We start from the raw sequence: 17,545 nt of genomic DNA, 5'->3' as shown, positions 1-17,545 counted from the left end.
GGAGCGGATCCATCGAAGGGTGGAGACCCGTCTCCGCCCCGCGCGCGATCCGCCGGGGAGTCGCGGCGGCTGGACTGGATCCATGCTCCGCACCCTCCGCTCCCTCCCCCTGTGGCTCACCTCCCGTCGCGGCGCGTGGGTCTCCCTGCTGATCGCGGTGATCGCCTTCACCGCCCTCCTCGGTGCGCTCGGACGGGCGTCGCTTCCCGCCGGCACCGACGTCGCCCCGCCCGACTCGGAATCCGCACAGGCGGCGATGCTCGCCGAACAGTTCCCCGACGCGGACGAGCACACGGTGCTGCTGGTCGCCGCCCGTGACGACGGCGGGGAGCTCCGCGACGCCGACCTCACCGCCCTCGGTGCCCTCGCGGCCGACGTCGAGGAGGAGACCGGACACGAACCGCGTGGTCCGATCGTCAGCGACGACGGCGAGGCCGCAGCGATCCAGGCGACGCTGACGCTCGACGGCGGTGATGATGCCGCCGCGGAGGCCGTGCACGCTCTGCGCGACACGGTGGCGGCGCATCCGATCGACGGCGTCGGTGTGCAGGTCACCGGTGGTCCCGCGTTCGGTGTGGACGTCGCCTCCGCGTTCGACGGCGCCGACTTCACCTTGCTGATCGTGACCCTCGGGATCGTCGCACTGCTGCTCATCGTCACCTACCGTTCACCCGTGCTCTGGATGATCCCGCTCGTCGTCGTCGCGCTGGCCGATCAGCTGGCGAACAAGGCGACCGCCGCGATCGGCGCCGGGCTTGGTCTGCAGTTCGATTCCGGCATCGTCAGCGTGCTCGTGTTCGGGGCCGGGACGAACTACGCCCTCCTGCTCATCTCGCGCTATCGCGAAGAGCTCGCCCGTGAGGCCGATCACCGCCGCGCCCTGGTCGCCGCGTGGCGGGCCACCGCTCCGGCGATCGTCGCCTCGAACGTCACCGTGGTCCTTGCGCTGTCGACGCTGGCCCTCGCCGTGATCCCGGGCACGCGGGGGCTCGGTATCGCCTCGGCCGTCGGACTCCTGATCGCGCTCGCCGCCGTGCTGCTGGTGCTCCCGCCGGCGCTCGCCGTGTGCGGTCGTCGGCTCTTCTGGCCGTTCGCGCCGCGCGTGGGCGACACCGCCGTCACGGGGCGCGTGTGGGGCGTGGTGGCACAGCGCGTCTCCCGTCGCCCGTGGGTGCCGCTGGTCGGCGGCCTCGCGCTCCTCGGTGTCCTCGCCGGCGGTCTGGCCGGGGCATCCGTCGGGCTCACCCAGGTCGAGAAGTTCCGGGTCGCGTCGGAGTCCGCCGCGGGGCTGACGACGCTCGGGGATCACTTCCCCGCAGGCGAGGCGCAGCCGATGGTCGTGATCGGGGGGACGGCGGAGGCCGAGGCGCTGGCCGCGGCGATCGACGACGTGCCGGGTGTGCTGCGGGTGTCGGCCACGGGCGACAGCAGCGACGGCGCGCTCACCCGTCTGCTCGTCGTCGGAGAGCCGGCACCGGGCACGACCGAAAGTCTCGATCTGGTCCGTGCCGTGCGAGAGGCCGCGGCGTCGGTACCGGAGGCGGATGCCGCGGTCGGGGGGCCCGTCGCCGCAGATCTCGACGCGCGCGACGGCAATCAGCGCGATCTGCTGCTCATCGTCCCGCTCGTGCTCGCGGTCAGCCTGCTCGTGCTCATCGTGCTGCTGCGCTCCCTGGTGGCACCGGTGCTGCTGCTCGCGGTGAACATCCTCAGCGCGGTCGCGGCGATCGGTGCGGGCACGTGGCTGAGCCGGGTCGTGTTCGGATGGGAGTCGCTCGACCTGCAGGTGCCGCTGCTGTCGTTCCTGTTCCTCGTGGCGCTCGGGATCGACTACACGATCTTCCTCGTCCATCGCGCCAGGATCGAGGCGCTGACGGTCGGGACGCGGCAGGGGATGGTGCGAGCGGTCACCGCGACGGGTGGGGTGATCACCAGCGCCGGAGTCGTGCTCGCGGCGGTGTTCGCGGCGCTCGGGTTGCTGCCCCTGGTCACGCTCGGACAGATCGGGCTCATCGTCGGGATCGGGGTGCTCGTCGACACCTTCGTCGTGCGCACCCTGGTGGTCCCTGCGTTGTTCGCCCTCGTCGGCGAACGGATGTGGTGGCCGCGGAAGGTCGGGGGTGCCGGATCCCGCGCCGATCGACACGGAGACCACCCGCGCGGGGGAGAATACGAGGATGCCGCAGTCGCCGTCCCCGCAGACGCGGGCTGAGCGTCCCGGCCGCGTCGACCCCGCGGCAGGGATCCGCGCGCCGCGCACGTGGGCGAGCCTGGTCGGGTCGATCCGGATCGGCCAGGCCGTCATCACGGTCGTGCTGGTCGCGATCGGCGCCTGGCGTGCAGCCGCCGACGGCGTCCCGCTGCCGTGGGTGCTCGCCCTCTCGCTCGTCTTCCTCGGCTGGTACGGCGGCGGCCTGCTGCTGGGCGAGCGGACCTCCGACCGTCGTCTGGCGACCGGGTGGCTGCTCGGGCTGACGCTCATCTGGCTCGGTGCGGTCGTGGTCTCTCCGGAGTTCGTGTGGCTCGCGTTCCCGCTGTGGCTGCTCGCCGGCTTCGTGATGCGCCTGCGGTGGGCGCTGCTGCTGAGCGTGGTGGTGCTCGCCGTCGTGGTCACCGCTCCGCTGCTGCACACCGGCACCACGACCTACGCGAACGTGATCGGTCCTCTCGTCGGCGGTGTCTTCGCGCTGGGGATCTCCCGCGGGTACCTCGAGCTCGTGCGTGACGGCCGGGAGAGGCGTCGACTGATCGCGTCTCTCGTCGCGACGCAGGAGGAGATGGCGGCTCTGCAGGACGAGCTCGCCCGTACCCAGCGCGAGTCGGGGGCGAGCGCGGAACGCACCCGGGTCTCTCGCGACATCCACGACACGGTCGCGCAGAGCGTGTCCTCGATCGGGATGCTGGCACGGTCGGCGCTGGAGGCGGATGATCCGGCACAGCGCACCCGCGCGCTCGAACAGATCGGTGCGCTCGCCACGGAGGGGATGGCGGACGCGCGGCGCATCGTGAACGCGCTGATGCCTGCCGAACTCGAGTCCACCGCGCTCGGCGACGCGCTCGCCCGCATGCTCGCACGACTGGCCGAAGAGACCGGGATCGAGGGGACGCTGAACGCCGACGACGACCTCCCGGCGCTCGGCATCGACGCGGAGGTCGCCCTGTTGCGGACGGCGCAGTCCGCTCTCGCGAACGTCCGGTCCCATGCCGAGGCCTCTCGCGTCGTGGTCACCCTGGCCGACGCCGGTGACGCGGTGCGGCTCGACATCGTCGACGACGGAGTCGGCTTCGATGCCCGGCGCTGGGACACGCAGGGCGGAATCGGCAGCACGGGCGGGGGCTACGGGCTGCGCTCGATGCGCGCGCGGCTGCGGGAGCTCGGCGGAGGGCTCGACGTGGAGAGCGCCGCGGGCGACGGCACCGCGCTGTCGGCCCATGTCCCGCTCGGTGGAACAGTGCCGGCGCAGCGGACGGAAGGCACGGCATGACCGCCGTACGCGTGCTGCTCGTCGACGACCATCCCATCGTCCGGGCCGGAGTGCGCTCGCTGTTCGACCATCGTGACGACGTCGAGGTGGTCGGGGAGTCCGCCTCCGGCGAGGAGGCCGTGGCTCTCGCGCGACACCTGCATCCGGACGTCGTGCTCTGCGATCTGCGGCTCGGCGACGGCATGAACGGCGTGCAGACGACGGCCGCGCTCCGCGGGCTGGATCCGGCGCCCGCCGTCCTCATCCTGACCACGTTCGACCGTGACGCCGAGATCCTCGGAGCGATCGAAGCCGGCGCCTCCGGGTACCTGCTGAAGGATGTGGCCCCCGAAGACATCGTCCGCGCGATCCGTCAGGCGGCCGCCGGAGGACTCGTGCTCACCCCGGAACTCAGCGAACGGGTCGTGCAGGTCATGCGCGCACCGCGGGTGCGGCTGACCGAACGCGAGCTGGCGGTGCTCCGGCTGCTCGACACGGGCGCCTCGAACCGCGAGATCGCGAAGACCCTGTTCGTGACGGAGGCCACCGTGAAGACGCACCTCGTGCACGTGTTCGAGAAGCTCGGCGCCGACAGTCGTGCCCGCGCCATCGCCATCGCCCGCGACACCGGTCTGCTCTGAGCCTTCCGGCATCTCCAGCTCTTCCTGGCCTTGCGCAAGCGGCTGCTCCCGGCGAAGTCCGCCTGACCCCGCCTTCGAATCGATTCGATATGCTGGTGTGCACCCCGATCCATCCCCCAGCTCTGCGAGCCGCTCCTTCATGGCCACCTCCCTCACCACGGGCCGTCCGTGGCGCGTCATCCTTGCCTTCTCCATCCCCCTCCTGCTCGGCAATGTGGTCCAGCAGCTCTACCAGTTCGCCGACGCGATCGTCGTCGGCAGGCACCTCGGTGTCACCTCGCTCGCCGCTGTGGGCGCGACCGGCAGCCTGCTGTTCCTGCTCCTCGGGTTCGCCTGGGGTCTGACGAGTGGATTCGCGATCCCGATCGCGCAGGCGTTCGGCGCGCGTGACGATGCCGCCGTACGCCGCTCGGTCGCGACGGGTGTGTTCCTCAGCGCCATCACCAGTGTGATCCTCACGGTCGCGGCGCCGCTGCTCGCCGGTCCCATCCTGGCGCTGCTGCAGACACCGGCCGAGCTCATGCCCGAAGCCACGACCTTCACGCAGATCAGCTTCCTGGGCGCCAGCGCGACCATGTTCTTCAACTACCTCTCGGCGATCATCCGCGCCATCGGCGACTCCAAGACGCCCCTGGTCTTCCTCACCATCGCCTGTGCATTGAACGTCGGACTCGTCGTCCTGATGGTCGGCCCGCTCGGATGGGGTGTGGGCGGAGCCGCCCTCGCGACCGTCGTGGCGCAGGCCGTCTCGGTGGCGCTGTGTCTCGAGTTCGTGCGCCGCCGCCTGCCCATGCTGCACCTCCGCCGTGCCGACTGGCGCATCGGGCGGGACGACATCGCCGAGCACCTGCGCCTCGGCCTGCCGATGGGCTTCCAGGCCTCGATCATCGCGATCGGCACGCTCACCGTGCAGGTGGCGTTGAACACCCTCGGAGCTGATGCCGTCGCCGCGTACACGACGGGATCCCGGGTCGACAGTCTCGCGGTCGCGCTGCTCTCCTCGCTCGGCCTCGCGGTCTCGATGTACGTGGCGCAGAACCACGGCGGACGTCGGCCCGATCGCATCCGTCGTGGTGTCGTCGAAGCGACGTGGATGGCGGTCGGCGCCGGCGTGGTGCTCGGCGTGCTGCTGATCGCCTTCGGTGCGCCGATGGTGCGCCTGTTCATCGGAGAGGGATCCGACGACGTCGTCGACATGGCGCATCGGATGCTGATCATCAACGGCTGCGGCTATTGGGCGCTCGGCATGCTGTTCGTGCTGCGCGGCGCACTCCAGGGCCTCGGCCACACGCTCGTGCCCACCGTGACCGGCGTGATCGAGTTGGTGATGCGCGTCGGGGCAGCCATCGTCCTCGGAGCCTGGATCGGGTTCGACGGCGTCGCCCTGAGCAATCCGCTCGCCTGGGTGGGGGCGATCGTGCTGCTGGTGCCCGCCTACATCCGCGCGCACCGGGCGCTCGCGCATCTCCCGGTCGCGCCTGCCGAGGCGACCGAGACCTCGGCGATCGCGATCGTCGGACCGACCGACGGCTCGATGGTCGTGGACGCCGTCGTCACCCAGCCCGTGCGCGTGGTGCGCGCGCGCCGGCTGCGGTGGCCGAGTCGGCGCTGAGGGTCCGCCACGCCGCCTTCGCGCCAGCGAGATATCAGTCTGCAGGATGATGTGGATCGGACTTGAGACGGATGGCCTTTCCGAGACACACTTCTAGTGTCGAGGTAGCGGGATTTCCGCTGACGGGGGGTCGTCATGACGACAATGAGAGTGGCCAGCGATCTGGCTGCGGTGATGGTGCCGATCGGTTATGTGGGCGCGGCGATCGCCGCCGCCTGTGCGATCGTGGCGGCGGTCGCGGTGATCCGCGGGTCCGGAGGGCTCGCCGGGGGAGCCGTGGGGGTGTGGATCGTCGGTGCGCTGCTGAGCGTCACGGCGTCGTTCGCCCAGGAATGGACGCCGTTGATCCTTTCGGGAGCGGCGCTGGTCGGGATGCTGGTGATCGGCGGTGTCGTGCGGGCCATCATGACCGCGGCCGATGCCGGACGGCCGGCGCGTGAGACGGATGAGGCATTGCCCGCGGCCGTGCCGGTGTCGAGGCCCGCGGTCGGGTCCAAAACGGCGCGCGTGGTGACGTCACCGACGACCGCGTCGATCGCGGTGGTCCCCTGAGCGGTCAGCGATAGTCGCGGTCGCGGTGCTGTCCGGTTTCGTCGCCGGATTCCACGCGCGCGGCCTCGCGCCCACGCAGCTCGACACGACGGATCTTGCCGGAGATGGTCTTCGGCAGCTCGGGCACGAACTCGATGATCCGCACCCACAGGTGCGACGACAGGCGCTCGTGGGCGTAGGTGAAGATCGCTCGGGCGGCGTCCGTGTCGGCGACCGTGGCTCCGGGGGTCAGGCAGACATACGCTTTCGGCACGGCCAACCGTGTCGGATCCGGGCTCGGGATCACCGCCGCCTCGACCACGAGGTCGTGTTCGAGCAGCACCGACTCGAGCTCGAACGGCGAGATCTTGTAGTCAGAGGCCTTGAACACGTCGTCGGAGCGCCCGACGTAGGTGAGGTATCCGTCGGAGTCGCGCACCGCGATGTCACCGGTGTGGTGGTAGCCGCCGGCGCGTGACTGCGCCGTCTTCTCCGGGTCGTCGAAGTAGCCCGCCATCAACCCGAGCGGCGGGTTCGTCAGATCGAGTGCGATCTCCCCTTCGTGCTCGACGACGGCCCCGGTAACCGGGTCGAGCAGGACGACGGGGTAGCCGGGAGGGGACGCCCCATGGATCCGACCTTCACGGTCTGACCCGGAGAATTCCCGATGCACGCCGTCATCTCGGTCTGCCCGAACCCGTCGCGGATCGTGCCGCCCCACGCATCGCGCACCCGGTCGATGACCTCGGGATTCAACGGTTCGCCCGCACCGACCAGCTCGCGAGGAGGGTGGGTGAGACGCGAGAGGTCGGCCTGGATCAGCATCCGCCAGACGGTGGGCGGTGCACAGAACGTCGAGACGTGGTGAGTCTCCATGACCTGCATGAGGGTGTTCGCGTCGAAGCGGGCGTAGTTGTAAACGAACACGGTCGCCTCGGCGAGGAACGGCGAGTAGAAGCTCGACCAGGCGTGCTTCGCCCAACCGGGCGATGAGATGTTGAGGTGTACGTCGTCGGGGCGCACCCCGAGCCACCACATGGTCGACAGGTGTCCGACCGGGTACGAGACGTGGGTGTGCTGCACGAGTTTCGGGCGGTTCGTGGTGCCCGAGGTGAAGTAGAGCAGAGCGGTGTCGGACGCGGGGGTGGGTCCGACCGGCTCGAAGGTGGCGGGGGCGTCGGCCGAGTCGTCGAAGCGCTCCCACCCCGCGGGGATGCCGTCGCCCACACCGATGCGCATGATGCCGGGGTCGATGGTCAGGACGCGGTCGCCGAGGGTTCCGAGGGTGATTACGGCTCGGGCGCGGCCGTGATCGACGCGGTACTCGAGGTCCGATGCCGACAGGAGCGTGGACGTGGGGATCGACACCGCACCGATCTTCGTGATCGCCAGCATCACCTCCCACAGCTCGATCGTGTTGTTCAGCATCACGATCACGTGGTCGCCCCGGCGGAGGCCGAGGCCGGTGAGCCAGGCGGCGACCTGGTCGGATCGCGTCGAGAGCTCGCCGTATGTCCAGGTGCGCAGGCTCAGGTCGGCCTCGACGATCTGCACCGCGGGACGATCCGGCTTCTCGGCGGCGACCACGTCGAACCACTCGAGGGCGAAGTTGAACTGGTCGACCTCGGGCCAGGCGAACCCTGCTCGCGCGGCCGCGTAGTCCGTCGCGTGGGTGAAGAGGAAGTCCCGCATCTCGCGGATGCTCTGCGTGGCGGCGGTCGCGCTGCGGCTCATGGTGCTCCCTTGTCGCGTGTTCCATCTTGTCGCGCGTTCCATCTTGTCGCGTGCGAGTGCAGAAACGCGCCTGACAGCCCCCGTCTCCGGCGCACTTTTGATCCCGCAACCGGCGGGGGACGGGGACGGGACGGGGGACGGGGTCAGCGGGGGAGGGGGCCGGGGCCGTCGCGCAGTTCGAAGACGAGCTGGGTCTCGGTGCCGCGCACGACGGGATGGACGGTGATGTGCTCGAGGACGATGTCGCGGAGCGCCGTCGCGTCCTCCACGGCCACATGCACGAGGAAGTCGTCGACGCCGGCGACGTGGAACACCTGCAGCACACGCGGGACGCCGGCGAGAGCATCGAACAACGCCGTCACCTTGTCGCCCGTGTGATTCGCGAGCCGCACCTTGATGATCGCCTGCAGCGGGAAGCCCCAGGGCCGCGCCATCCACACGGATGCGGGTGTCGCGGATCACCCCGCGCTCGCGCAGGGAACGCACGCGATGCGCGCACGTCGACTCGGCGAGACGCAGGCGGTGCGCCAGGGCTTTGTTCGTGATCTCGGCGTCGCGGGTGAGGACCGCGAGCAGTTCGAGGTCGGTCTCATCGAGTTGTGCTTTCGCCAACCTTCGGCTCCTTCGTCGGACGGATCCTGCACAGAATAGCGAAACAACCTCGATTCATGGTGGATCCTGTCGACTTCCTGCAAAAGTGCCGCGATTCCGGCAACGTGGAGGCATGACTGCACCGTTGCATCCCGACACCGTCGCCGTTCACAGCGGCCGTTCCGACCTCGAGGGTCTCGGGGTGCACGCGTTGCCGATCGACCTGTCGACGACCAATCCGCTCCCCGACATCGAGCGCGGGGGCGACTCGTACGAGGCCATGGCCACAGGTGGCCGCCCGCCGGCGGACGGCAGCATGGTCTACGCCCGGCTCTGGAACCCCACGGTCGCCCGGTTCGAGGACGCTCTGGCCGAACTCGAGCACGCCGAGGCCTCGGTCGCGTTCGCCTCGGGGATGGCGGCGATGACAGCCGTGATCCTCGCGCACGCCGGCGCGACGGGCGCACGCCACGTGGTTGCGGTGCGTCCGCTCTACGGCGGCACCGATCACCTGCTCGGCTCCGGACTGCTCGGCGTCGAGACCACGTACTGCCATCCCGACGAGGTCGCCGCCGCCGTGCGTCCGGACACCGGCCTCGTCGTCGTCGAGACCCCGGCGAACCCGACCCTCGACATCGCCGACATCGCCGATGTGGTGCGCCAGGCCGGGTCGGTGCCGGTCGTGGTCGACAACACGTTCGCGACCCCGGTGCTTCAGAACCCGATCGATCTGGGCGCCGCGATGTCGCTGCACAGCGCCACCAAGTACCTCGGCGGCCACGGCGATGTGATCGCCGGTGTCGTCGCCTGCAGCGAAGAGACCGCGGAGGCGCTGCGCCGCGTGCGGGCGGTGACCGGGGGGCTCCTGCATCCGCTCGGGGCGTATCTGCTGCACCGCGGCCTCACGACCCTGCCGGTGCGGGTGCGGCACCAGCAGGGGAGTGCGCAGCGGGTCGTGCAGTGGCTGATCGACCGGCCGGAGGTCGCCGAGGTCTTCTATCCCGGGCTCGACGGCGATCCGCGCGGCATCCTGGAACGGCAGATGCGCGGCACGGGGGCGATGATCGCGATCCGGATGCGCGGCGGATTCGCTGCCGCCTCCGCCGTGACGACGGCGACGAGGTTGTTCACCCATGCCGTCTCGCTCGGCGGCGTGGACTCGCTGATCCAGCACCCGGCGGCGCTCACCCACCGGCCCGTGCCGCCCGAGGCCCGCCCGGCCGCCGATGTGCTGCGGCTGTCGATCGGGTTGGAGGACGTCGATGACCTGATCGCGGATCTCGCGCAGGCCTTCACGGTCGCCGATTCCGCCCGCAGCGGCGCGCCGGCAGAGGCCGTTCCCGCGTAGCCGCAGGGGGATCCGCGTCAGAGCGAGGGCAGGCGGATCGTCCCGGTCGCGATGCGCTCGGTCGGCATCCGATCGCGATCGTAGGTGATCTCGTGGTAGCCGTGCGGGGTGGGCACCCCATCGTCGTCCAGGCTCACGAACACGATCTTCTCGATCGTCAGGATGCGCTTGCGTGTGATCATGTTGCGGGCCACGGCGCGCATCGTCAGGGAGGTCGTGCCGAAGTGCGTGGCCTGCAGGCCGATCTCGATCAGGTCGCCCTGCACCGCGGAGGCCTCGAAGTTGATCTCCGAGATGTGCTTGGTGACGGCGCGATAGTTGCCGAGCTGGACGATCGCGTAGATCGCCGCCTCCTCATCGATCCACTTCAGCAGGCTCCCGCCGAACAGAGAACCGTTCGCATTGAGGTCTTCCGGGCGCACCCACTTGCGGGTGCGGAAGTTGAGTCCGTCTTCCGACCACTGCCAGGCCGGTGCCTTCTGCTTCGCCATGAGCTCGAGGGTAGGGGTGCCGTGAGTCGGCGATGTTACGGCGCGTTTTCGACATCTGCTCAGGGCAGAGCCGCCCACGGCAGAATCCCGCCGGACGCGGCACGCGAGAGCGGAAGCTGGGGGCATGAGCGAAGACAACCCCATCCCGCACTTCGGCCCCGAGGCCCGGCGTGCGCTGTTCCACGAGCGGGTGCTCGTGCTCGACGGCGCGCTCGACGACGACAACGGCACCCTGCTGATGACGCAGCTGCTCGCACTGTCGTCCGAGGACCCCGTCGCCGACATCGCCCTCTGGATCCACTCGCCCGGCGGCTCCGTGCCGTCCATGCTCGCGATCCGCGACCTCATGCGACTCGTTCCGAACGACGTCGCGACCCTGGCCCTGGGCCTTGCCTGCAGTGCGGGGCAGTTCCTGCTCTCCGCGGGCACGCCGGGCAAGCGACGCGCCCTCCCGCACGCGCGCATCCTGATGCATCAGGGGTCCGCGGGGATCGGCGGGTCCGCCGGCGAGCTCGAGACGCAGGCCGATGATCTGCGCCACATGCGTGACACCGTGCTCGGACTCATCTCCGCCGACACCGGGCAGCCCCTCGAGCGCATCTTCGAGGATTCGCTCCACGACCGCTGGTACACCGCGACGCAGGCGCAGGAGTACGGGTTCATCGACGGGATCGTGGCCTCGATCGCCGAGGTGATGCCGCGACGACGCCCGCGGGTCGGACTGGGGGCGGACGCATGAGCAGTTACACGATCCCGAACGTGATCGCGCAGCATCCCCGGGGGGAGCGGGTCATGGACGTGTACTCGCACCTCCTCGCCGAGCGCGTCATCTATCTCGGCACCGGCATCGATGCGGGCGTCGCCAACGCGCTGATCGCCCAACTGCTGCACCTCGACGCCGACAGCCCGGAGTCCGGCATCCAGTTCTACATCAACAGCGAGGGCGGCGACCCCGGAGCGGCGCTGGCGATCTACGACACCATGCGGCACATCCGCCCGCGCATCGCCACGACGTGTGTCGGACAGGCGATCGGACCCGCAGCGCTGCTCGTCGCCGCGGGAGACTCCGGGGAGCGAGCCGCTCTCGCGCACGCGCGCATCGTGCTGCATCAGCCCGCGGGACAGTCCCGGGGTGCGATCCCCGACCTGATCCTCGCGGCGGACGAGGTGGTGCGGGTGCGCTCCGACATGGAGGGGATCCTCGCCGAGCACACGGGTCGCACGGTTCCGGAGCTGCGCGCCGACACCGACCGCGACCGGGTCTTCACCGCATCCGCCGCCCGGGACTACGGCTTGATCGACACCGTGCTGGGCGCGCGCACCTGACGACCCCCTCGGACGCACGCTGCCGGACGGATGGCTGACGCACGCGGCTCAGGCGGCGAGCGCGAAGGCGCCGCGCGGGACCGTGGTGGTCGTGCGGAGTTCCTCGGCGACGGCGCTCGTGAGCTCGATCAGGCTCGTGTCCAGAGCCCCTGCGATCGCGGCGATCATCTCGCTCGACGGCTCCTTCAACCCGCGCTCGACCTCGGAGAGGTATTGCGGCGAGAGGCCGGCCTTCTCCGCGGTGGCGGTGAGCGTCTCGTCGCGGTCGTGTCGACGTCGGCGCAGCTGGTCGCCCAGGAGGTGTCGCCACAGGGGCTCGGGTCCGTGGGGCTGTGGACGGTCGGAACGAGGAGTGCGCGGGAACGGGACGTTGTCGGCCATGCCTCACGATAAACCGGGGTCTCCGGAGGCTTCGAGCGGTTCTGCTCAGAGCAGAACCCGACCTTTACAGGGCTGCGGTGACTCCCGGCAGCAACTTGCCGAGGATCGCCCCGAGCTGGTCGCGCTCTTCGGGGGTGAGCGGATCCAGCACCAGTTCGCGCACCTGCTCGACGTGCACCGGAGCCGCCGTGCGCAGCATCTCCCGACCGGCAGGGGTGAGAGCGGCCGAGAGGGTTCGCTTGTCGGTGCTGCAGGACGTGCGCTCGACCCAGCCGCGCTCCTCGAGCGAGTCGAGGGCATGGCTCAGGCGTGAGCGGCTGAGCCCCGCGATGCGCGCCAGCTCGGTCATCGTGACGATGCCGTCCCCCTGCCCGGCGAGCGTGACGAGGATGGCGTAGCGGGCGTGGTTGAGGCCGACCTCCTCCTTGAGGGTGCGGTCGAGCACCTGCGGGAGGAGCTGGACGAACCGGATGATGGGGAGCCAGGTGTCCATCTCGGTGTCGTCGAGTCGCCGCGGCTGCTGCTGCTCCGCCGTCATGGTGTCCTCCTCGGATGTCACGCCGGGTGTCACGCCGCCGACAGGTCGAGCGTGTGCGCCGTGTGGTCCCTCTTGGCCTGCAGGTAGCGCGAATTGGACTCCGACAGGTGCACCTCGGTGCGCACCCGCTCGGTCACGCGGATGCCGAGTGCTTCGAGCTGCACGGCCTTGTCGGGGTTGTTGCTGAGCAGGCGGATGTCGTCGACGCCGATCGCGTTCAGCATCTGGGCGGCCACGGTGTAGTCGCGCTCGTCCTCACCGTGTCCCAGGGCGACGTTCGCCTCGTAGGTGTCCAGCCCCGCGTCCTGCAGGGCGTAGGCGTCGAGCTTGGCGTAGAGGCCGATGCCCCGACCCTCCTGTCGCAGGTAGAGCAGGAAGCCGCCGTCCTCCGCGATCCGCTCCACGGCTTCGCGCAGCTGGGGGCCGCAGTCGCAGCGCTCCGAGCCGAACACGTCGCCGGTCAGGCACTCGCTGTGCGGGCGTACGAGCGGGGCCTCCCCGCCCTCGGTCGCGCGTTCGAGCGCTGCACGCCAATCGCCGAGTCCGAGCAGCAGGTGCTCGCGGCCGTCGATGAGTCCGTCGAAGGTGACGACGTCGGCGGTCGTGGAGAAGCCGTCGCCGAAGCGCAGCGGCACTCGGACGCGCGTGCGCTCCGTGGCGACCGGAGCGACGGTTGAAGTTTCAATCATGCCGGGTGCAACGCGCAGTCCAGCGGAGTATTCCCCGACCCTCGGATGTCTCCCGGTTGTCTACCTGTCAGGCGGGCGTTCCGCCGGAGTACGCCGCACGAGCTTCAGCTCGCTCGCGAGGATCCCGAGCACCACGAGTGCCCCGCCGATGAGTGCGGTCACGGGCAGACGCTCCCCGGCGATGCGTCCGATGACGCCGGCCCACACCGGCTCACCCGCGTAGATGATGGTCGCGCGCGTGGGGGAGACCGACTTCTGCGCCCAGTTCATCGTCAGCTGGATCAGACAGCTCGCCGCTCCGAGGCCGACCGCGCAGCCGACCCAGATCCACGAGAACTCCGGCACGCCCTCACCCACCACGGGCATCGTGAGCAGCCCCAGCACGCCGGCCGTCAGCAGCTGGATCACCGTGATGCGGCCGAGATCGACCTTTCCCGCGAAGAGGCTGATCAGGATGATCTCGGCGGCGATCGGCAGCGTGCTGATCATGGTCACGATCTCGCCGGTGCCGAGGGTGAGCGCGAAGGCGTCGGGCCCGGCGATGAACAGCAGTCCCACGAACGCCAGCCCCGCGCCGACGAAGGCCATGACCGGAGGGCGCGTGCGGAACACGGCCCACTGCGCGAGCGGGACCAGGGGCACGTACATCGCGGTGATGAAGGCGGAGGTGCTGCTGTCGATCGTCTGCAGCCCCTGCGTCTGCAAGCCGTAGCCGAGGTAGATCATCACCCCGATCGCCACGCCCGCGCCGACGTCGCGCCACCGGATCCCGCGCAGCACCCGGCGGAAGATCACGACGCTGATCAGACCCGCGATCAGGAAGCGGACGCCTACGAAGAACCAGGGTCCGGAATGGTCCATCGCCCAGTGCACGAGCAGGAAGGTGCCACCCCAGACCGCGGTGATCGCGAGGAGCGCGGCCTCCTCCGGGCGGAATCGCATCCAGCGAAGTCGAGAGGGCATCGTGGGCCCTTTCTCGACGTTGCCGGATCGAGCCTAGTGGCCGGAATCCTCTTTCGAATCGCGCAAATGGTCCGATTCCGGCGCCGGATGCGGCCATTCACGCGATTCGAAGGTGAGGACGGGGTGACCCGAGGATTCGGTAGCCTCGCAGCATGAGCGACTTCGTGAGTGCCGTCGAGCTGAACGACCTGTTGACCCGGGGTGCACCGGTGCGCGTGATCGATGTGCGGTGGCGGCTGGATCGCCCGGAGACGGGGCACGACGACTACCTCACGGGACACATCCCCGGCGCCGTGTTCGCCGCGCTCGACACGGAGCTCTCCACCCACGGAGAGCCCTCGGACGGACGGCACCCGCTGCCGTCGACGGCCACGCTCCAGGCCGCGGCCCGGCGCTGGGGTGTCCGCGTGGGCGACACGGTGGTCGCCTACGACGATGCCAAGGGCACGGCGGCGGCGCGCGCGTGGTGGCTGCTGCGGCAGGCGGGGGTCGACGTGCGCGTGCTCGCCGGCGGCCTCCGCGGGTGGCAGGCCGAGGGGTTCGAGGTCGCGACCGATGACGTGAGTCCGGAGCCCGGCGACGTGGTCCTCGAGGAGATCGGGCGCGATGCCCTCTCGATCGACGAGGCGGCGGCGTTCCCGGAAGCCGGAGTCCTGCTCGACGTGCGCGCCCCCGAGCGGTACCGCGGCGAGACCGAGCCGCTCGACCCGGTGGCCGGTCACATCCCGGGCGCGCGCAACCTGCCGACCACGCTCCACCTCGACGACCAGGGGAGACTCCTCGACACCGATACCGTGCTCGCCACCCTCGCGGCGGTCGGGGTGACCCCGGGTACGCCGGTGGCTGCGTACTGCGGTTCGGGCGTGACCGCCGCCCACACCGCGCTGGTCCTGCACGAGGTGGGGATCGAGGCGAAGGTGTTCCCCGGATCCTGGAGCCAGTGGTCGAACACCCCTGGCCGCCCGGTGGCGACCGGCGATCAGCCGGGCTGATCCTCGCGGGGTCCGTATCCCCAGCGCAGGCCGAGCGCACCGGGGCCGAACGCCCGGCGCACCAGGTGCACCGAGGTGCCTCGGGGCGGCGGCAGCGGTGTCAGAGTCACGCCTTCAGGGGTCTCGAGGTGCTCCTCGCACCAGTCCGGGATCGCGTCCGGATGGAAACGGGTCCACACCAGCAGTTCCCGGGCCTTCTGCGCTAGCGCGTGCCCGGTGTCGCGCGTCTCCGGGTAGTCGGGCGGATACTCCGCCGACCACTCGACCATCGCGGTGTCCGGGGCCGTCAGCGGGATGTCAAGCTCGAACAGCACCCCGTGGACCTCGCCATCGGGGTGGGAGTACCGTGCGGCGATCCTGCCTCCGGAGACGGCTTCGATCACGGGTGCGGGCGTGCGAACCCCGGGAGTGATCTCCAGGAACGGGATCGCCGTGATGGTGCCGACCGTGGACTGCACGATGCTGCGGGTGACGCTGTAGGCGATGTTGCCGTCGGCCCCGACATCCGTCACCGAGTGCGTCGTGAGCTCTCGGGAGGTGTCGGGATACGACGCACCGAGCGCCTGGAACGCGTCCATGACCGCGCGCTCGAGCTCTTCCTCATCGATCGGGAACTGATTGGGCCCGAGCGGTCCCGTGCGGTTCGTCGACCGGAGAAGCCTGCTCAGGGCCCCGGCCTCGAGTCGGAGGAGGTCCTCGATGTCGGCGAGTGCGGCGAGCGACTGCACCCCCTCGGGGTGCCGGGCGCCGGAGCGCCAGTAGCTCAGGGTGGCCATCGAGACGCGGTTCCCGCGCGCATTGAGCTGTTGCTGCAACCAGGAGAGTGTCACGTCCCTGGCGTTGATCGCATCGCGCAGCGCTCCCGCGAATGCGCCGGATCCGGATCTGCGCGCGTCATATTCGTAACTCATCACAGCCCCCATCCGGTATGTGAAGCCCACCGTCCTAGAGTGAGCATACGACCGCACGCGCATACCTCAGGGGACCGGGTGGGCATGTGGGGTCACTTGGCCGTCGTCGCAGGTAGGGTGCCCGACCGTGCGAAGACCGGCCTGACGCAGTGATGCCCCCCTTGCTGCGTACGTCGTGAAGCCCGGCAATCGATCTGGGGAGATCCGCCGGGCTTCACGAAACCTCCTCCGCACGCCGCGGGCGCGGCGGCTCTGCGCCCCCGCGTAGACTGGGAGCAACACCCCGGAGGACTCTGGATCGTCATGTCTGCCCCTGCTCGCGCATTCACCATGCGCCACGTGCAATTGCTGCGCGCACTGTTCGCCGCCGTCGCCGCCCTGATGATCACCTTCTCGTCGGACCACTCCGCTCCCGTCGGCCTCTCGGTGTTCAGCGGCTTCGTCTTCGTCACCGCGCTCATCCAGCTGCTGGCCGCGTGGCTGGTGCTCCCCGCGGGGTCCCGCTGGCCCTACATCCTGCTCGGTGTCCTCGGCACGCTCGCCGGCGCCGTGAGCGGCATCCCGGCCTGGCGCTCCGATGACCTGTTCTTCATCGTCGTCTCGACCTGGGCGATCCTGAGCGGCGGCATCGAGCTCCTCGCCGGCATCCGCTCTCGTCGAAACGCCGATCCGCTGTCCCGTGACGCGATCACGGTCGGCGCGCTGGGGGTGCTGCTCGGGATCGTGCTGCTGCTGATCCCGGCCGGCTTCGTCCAGGAGTACACGATCGAGAAGGCCGGCACGTTCGTGTTGTCCGGCATCATCCTCGGCGTCGGGATGTTCGGTGGGTACGCGGCGATCCTCGCCGTCTTCCTCGGCATCGCCGGCCTCACCCCGAAGCGAGTGGACACCGTCACCGCGGTCTCCGAATCGAACGACGACACCGCCGCTGCGGAGCACGGAGGAACGCGATGAGCGACGAGAAGCCCACCCGTCGGGACATCCTGCGCCCGCTGCACCTGCTGCTGATCGCGCTGGGTTGCGGCGTCTTCGCCATGGTCGTGACCCTGGTCTCGACCGGAGCCTTCACCGCCAGGGTGAACACGGCGATCGCGAACGGCAGCTATGACGGGCTGACCCCGGTGGCGCTCGGCCTCGTGGTCGGCGGTGGCGCGTTCATCGTCACGCTCCTGATCCTCGCGATGCTGATCCTGGCGGTCGACCCCGCCGATGTCACCAAGACCATCGACCGTCCGGTGCTCTACGACGACCCGGAGCCCGAGGGCGAGGCGGACGGCGAGCAGCCCGGCCGCGCGGCTTCGTCGTGACCGTCGGGCGTGCGGCATCCCCTGCT

General features: G+C 70.1%; 18 protein-coding genes and 2 pseudogenes. 11 read left to right on the top strand and 9 right to left on the bottom strand.

The window, feature by feature from the left end; all coding sequences use genetic code 11:
• Nucleotides 1–82: 82 nt before the first annotated feature.
• From FGL91_RS04055 to FGL91_RS04035, 5 genes are all read left to right on the top strand, one after another.
• Nucleotides 83–2,212, top strand: a complete 2,130-nt coding sequence (locus tag FGL91_RS04055) for an MMPL family transporter (RefSeq protein ID WP_153243151.1) — start codon at nucleotides 83–85, stop codon at nucleotides 2,210–2,212.
• Entirely contained in the window at nucleotides 2,178–3,485 is a 1,308-nt protein-coding gene (locus FGL91_RS04050) for a sensor histidine kinase (protein ID WP_153243150.1), read from the top strand. The genes FGL91_RS04055 and FGL91_RS04050 overlap by 35 nt, the downstream gene beginning before the upstream one ends.
• A complete protein-coding gene (locus FGL91_RS04045) occupies nucleotides 3,482–4,105 on the top strand; it encodes a response regulator (RefSeq protein WP_153243149.1) in 624 nt (207 codons plus the stop codon). Before FGL91_RS04050 ends, FGL91_RS04045 begins: the two co-directional genes overlap by 4 nt.
• A gap of 139 nt (nucleotides 4,106–4,244) precedes the next feature.
• Entirely contained in the window at nucleotides 4,245–5,717 is a 1,473-nt protein-coding gene (locus FGL91_RS04040; protein ID WP_131494443.1) for an MATE family efflux transporter, read from the top strand.
• Nucleotides 5,718–5,852: 135 nt separating this feature from the next.
• Nucleotides 5,853–6,269, top strand: a complete 417-nt coding sequence (locus FGL91_RS04035) for a hypothetical protein (protein ID WP_153243148.1) — start codon at nucleotides 5,853–5,855, stop codon at nucleotides 6,267–6,269.
• Nucleotides 6,270–6,273: 4 nt separating this feature from the next.
• Here the strand turns inward: FGL91_RS04035 and FGL91_RS04030 are convergent.
• From FGL91_RS04030 to FGL91_RS19215, 3 genes and pseudogenes are all read right to left on the bottom strand, one after another.
• Nucleotides 6,274–7,982, bottom strand: a pseudogene (locus tag FGL91_RS04030) (AMP-binding protein).
• 143 nt (nucleotides 7,983–8,125) lie between these two features.
• The gene (locus FGL91_RS19025) at nucleotides 8,126–8,416 is read right to left on the bottom strand and encodes an Lrp/AsnC family transcriptional regulator (RefSeq protein ID WP_227992042.1); all 291 of its coding nucleotides are present in this window, start codon (nucleotides 8,414–8,416) and stop codon (nucleotides 8,126–8,128) included.
• 79 nt (nucleotides 8,417–8,495) lie between these two features.
• A pseudogene (locus FGL91_RS19215) lies at nucleotides 8,496–8,594 on the bottom strand (AsnC family transcriptional regulator); the annotation flags it as partial.
• 112 nt (nucleotides 8,595–8,706) lie between these two features.
• Here FGL91_RS19215 and FGL91_RS04020 point away from each other — a divergent pair.
• Nucleotides 8,707–9,921 (top strand): trans-sulfuration enzyme family protein, encoded by a 1,215-nt coding sequence (locus FGL91_RS04020; protein WP_153243147.1) that lies wholly within the window; start codon nucleotides 8,707–8,709, stop codon nucleotides 9,919–9,921.
• A gap of 17 nt (nucleotides 9,922–9,938) precedes the next feature.
• Here FGL91_RS04020 and FGL91_RS04015 read toward each other — a convergent pair whose 3' ends face one another.
• Entirely contained in the window at nucleotides 9,939–10,412 is a 474-nt protein-coding gene (locus tag FGL91_RS04015) for an acyl-CoA thioesterase (RefSeq protein WP_052193822.1), read from the bottom strand.
• A gap of 124 nt (nucleotides 10,413–10,536) precedes the next feature.
• On the opposite strand from FGL91_RS04015, the gene FGL91_RS04010 reads away from it, so the two are divergent.
• Complete coding sequence (locus FGL91_RS04010; RefSeq protein WP_131493575.1) at nucleotides 10,537–11,151, top strand: ClpP family protease; 615 nt, start codon at nucleotides 10,537–10,539, stop codon at nucleotides 11,149–11,151.
• The gene (locus FGL91_RS04005; RefSeq protein WP_153243146.1) at nucleotides 11,148–11,738 is read left to right on the top strand and encodes a ClpP family protease; all 591 of its coding nucleotides are present in this window, start codon (nucleotides 11,148–11,150) and stop codon (nucleotides 11,736–11,738) included. The genes FGL91_RS04010 and FGL91_RS04005 overlap by 4 nt, the downstream gene beginning before the upstream one ends.
• A gap of 48 nt (nucleotides 11,739–11,786) precedes the next feature.
• Here FGL91_RS04005 and FGL91_RS04000 read toward each other — a convergent pair whose 3' ends face one another.
• The 4 genes from FGL91_RS04000 to FGL91_RS03985 all read right to left on the bottom strand — a co-directional run bounded on the left by FGL91_RS04000 (nucleotide 11,787) and on the right by FGL91_RS03985 (nucleotide 14,288).
• Nucleotides 11,787–12,119, bottom strand: coding sequence for a helix-turn-helix domain-containing protein (locus tag FGL91_RS04000; RefSeq protein ID WP_153243145.1), 333 nt, complete (start codon nucleotides 12,117–12,119; stop codon nucleotides 11,787–11,789).
• Nucleotides 12,120–12,183: 64 nt separating this feature from the next.
• A complete protein-coding gene (locus tag FGL91_RS03995; protein ID WP_131493571.1) occupies nucleotides 12,184–12,657 on the bottom strand; it encodes a MarR family winged helix-turn-helix transcriptional regulator in 474 nt (157 codons plus the stop codon).
• Nucleotides 12,658–12,686: 29 nt separating this feature from the next.
• The gene (locus FGL91_RS03990) at nucleotides 12,687–13,346 is read right to left on the bottom strand and encodes a GTP cyclohydrolase II (RefSeq protein WP_153243144.1); all 660 of its coding nucleotides are present in this window, start codon (nucleotides 13,344–13,346) and stop codon (nucleotides 12,687–12,689) included.
• A gap of 60 nt (nucleotides 13,347–13,406) precedes the next feature.
• On the bottom strand, nucleotides 13,407–14,288 hold the full coding sequence (locus FGL91_RS03985) for a DMT family transporter (RefSeq protein ID WP_153243143.1): 882 nt from the start codon (nucleotides 14,286–14,288) through the stop codon (nucleotides 13,407–13,409).
• A 173-nt stretch (nucleotides 14,289–14,461) separates the two neighbouring features.
• Between FGL91_RS03985 and FGL91_RS03980 the strand changes: the two genes are divergently transcribed.
• Nucleotides 14,462–15,301 (top strand): sulfurtransferase, encoded by an 840-nt coding sequence (locus tag FGL91_RS03980; RefSeq protein ID WP_131493567.1) that lies wholly within the window; start codon nucleotides 14,462–14,464, stop codon nucleotides 15,299–15,301.
• Here FGL91_RS03980 and FGL91_RS03975 read toward each other — a convergent pair.
• Nucleotides 15,289–16,212, bottom strand: a complete 924-nt coding sequence (locus FGL91_RS03975; protein WP_153243142.1) for a hypothetical protein — start codon at nucleotides 16,210–16,212, stop codon at nucleotides 15,289–15,291. The genes FGL91_RS03980 and FGL91_RS03975 overlap by 13 nt on opposite strands.
• A 303-nt stretch (nucleotides 16,213–16,515) precedes the next feature.
• On the opposite strand from FGL91_RS03975, the gene FGL91_RS03970 reads away from it, so the two are divergent.
• Complete coding sequence (locus tag FGL91_RS03970) at nucleotides 16,516–17,166, top strand: acyl-CoA synthetase (protein WP_134352497.1); 651 nt, start codon at nucleotides 16,516–16,518, stop codon at nucleotides 17,164–17,166.
• The gene (locus FGL91_RS03965) at nucleotides 17,163–17,519 is read left to right on the top strand and encodes a hypothetical protein (protein ID WP_047524192.1); all 357 of its coding nucleotides are present in this window, start codon (nucleotides 17,163–17,165) and stop codon (nucleotides 17,517–17,519) included. The genes FGL91_RS03970 and FGL91_RS03965 overlap by 4 nt, the downstream gene beginning before the upstream one ends.
• The last annotated feature ends 26 nt before the right edge of the window (nucleotides 17,520–17,545 follow it).

Origin of the sequence: Microbacterium sp. CBA3102 (genome assembly GCF_007954505.1) — a bacterium.
In the GTDB taxonomy this organism is placed as follows: domain Bacteria; phylum Actinomycetota; class Actinomycetes; order Actinomycetales; family Microbacteriaceae; genus Microbacterium; species Microbacterium aurugineum.
Note: the sequence above shows the minus strand (reverse complement) of the source record. Positions and strands in the feature narration are given on the sequence as shown.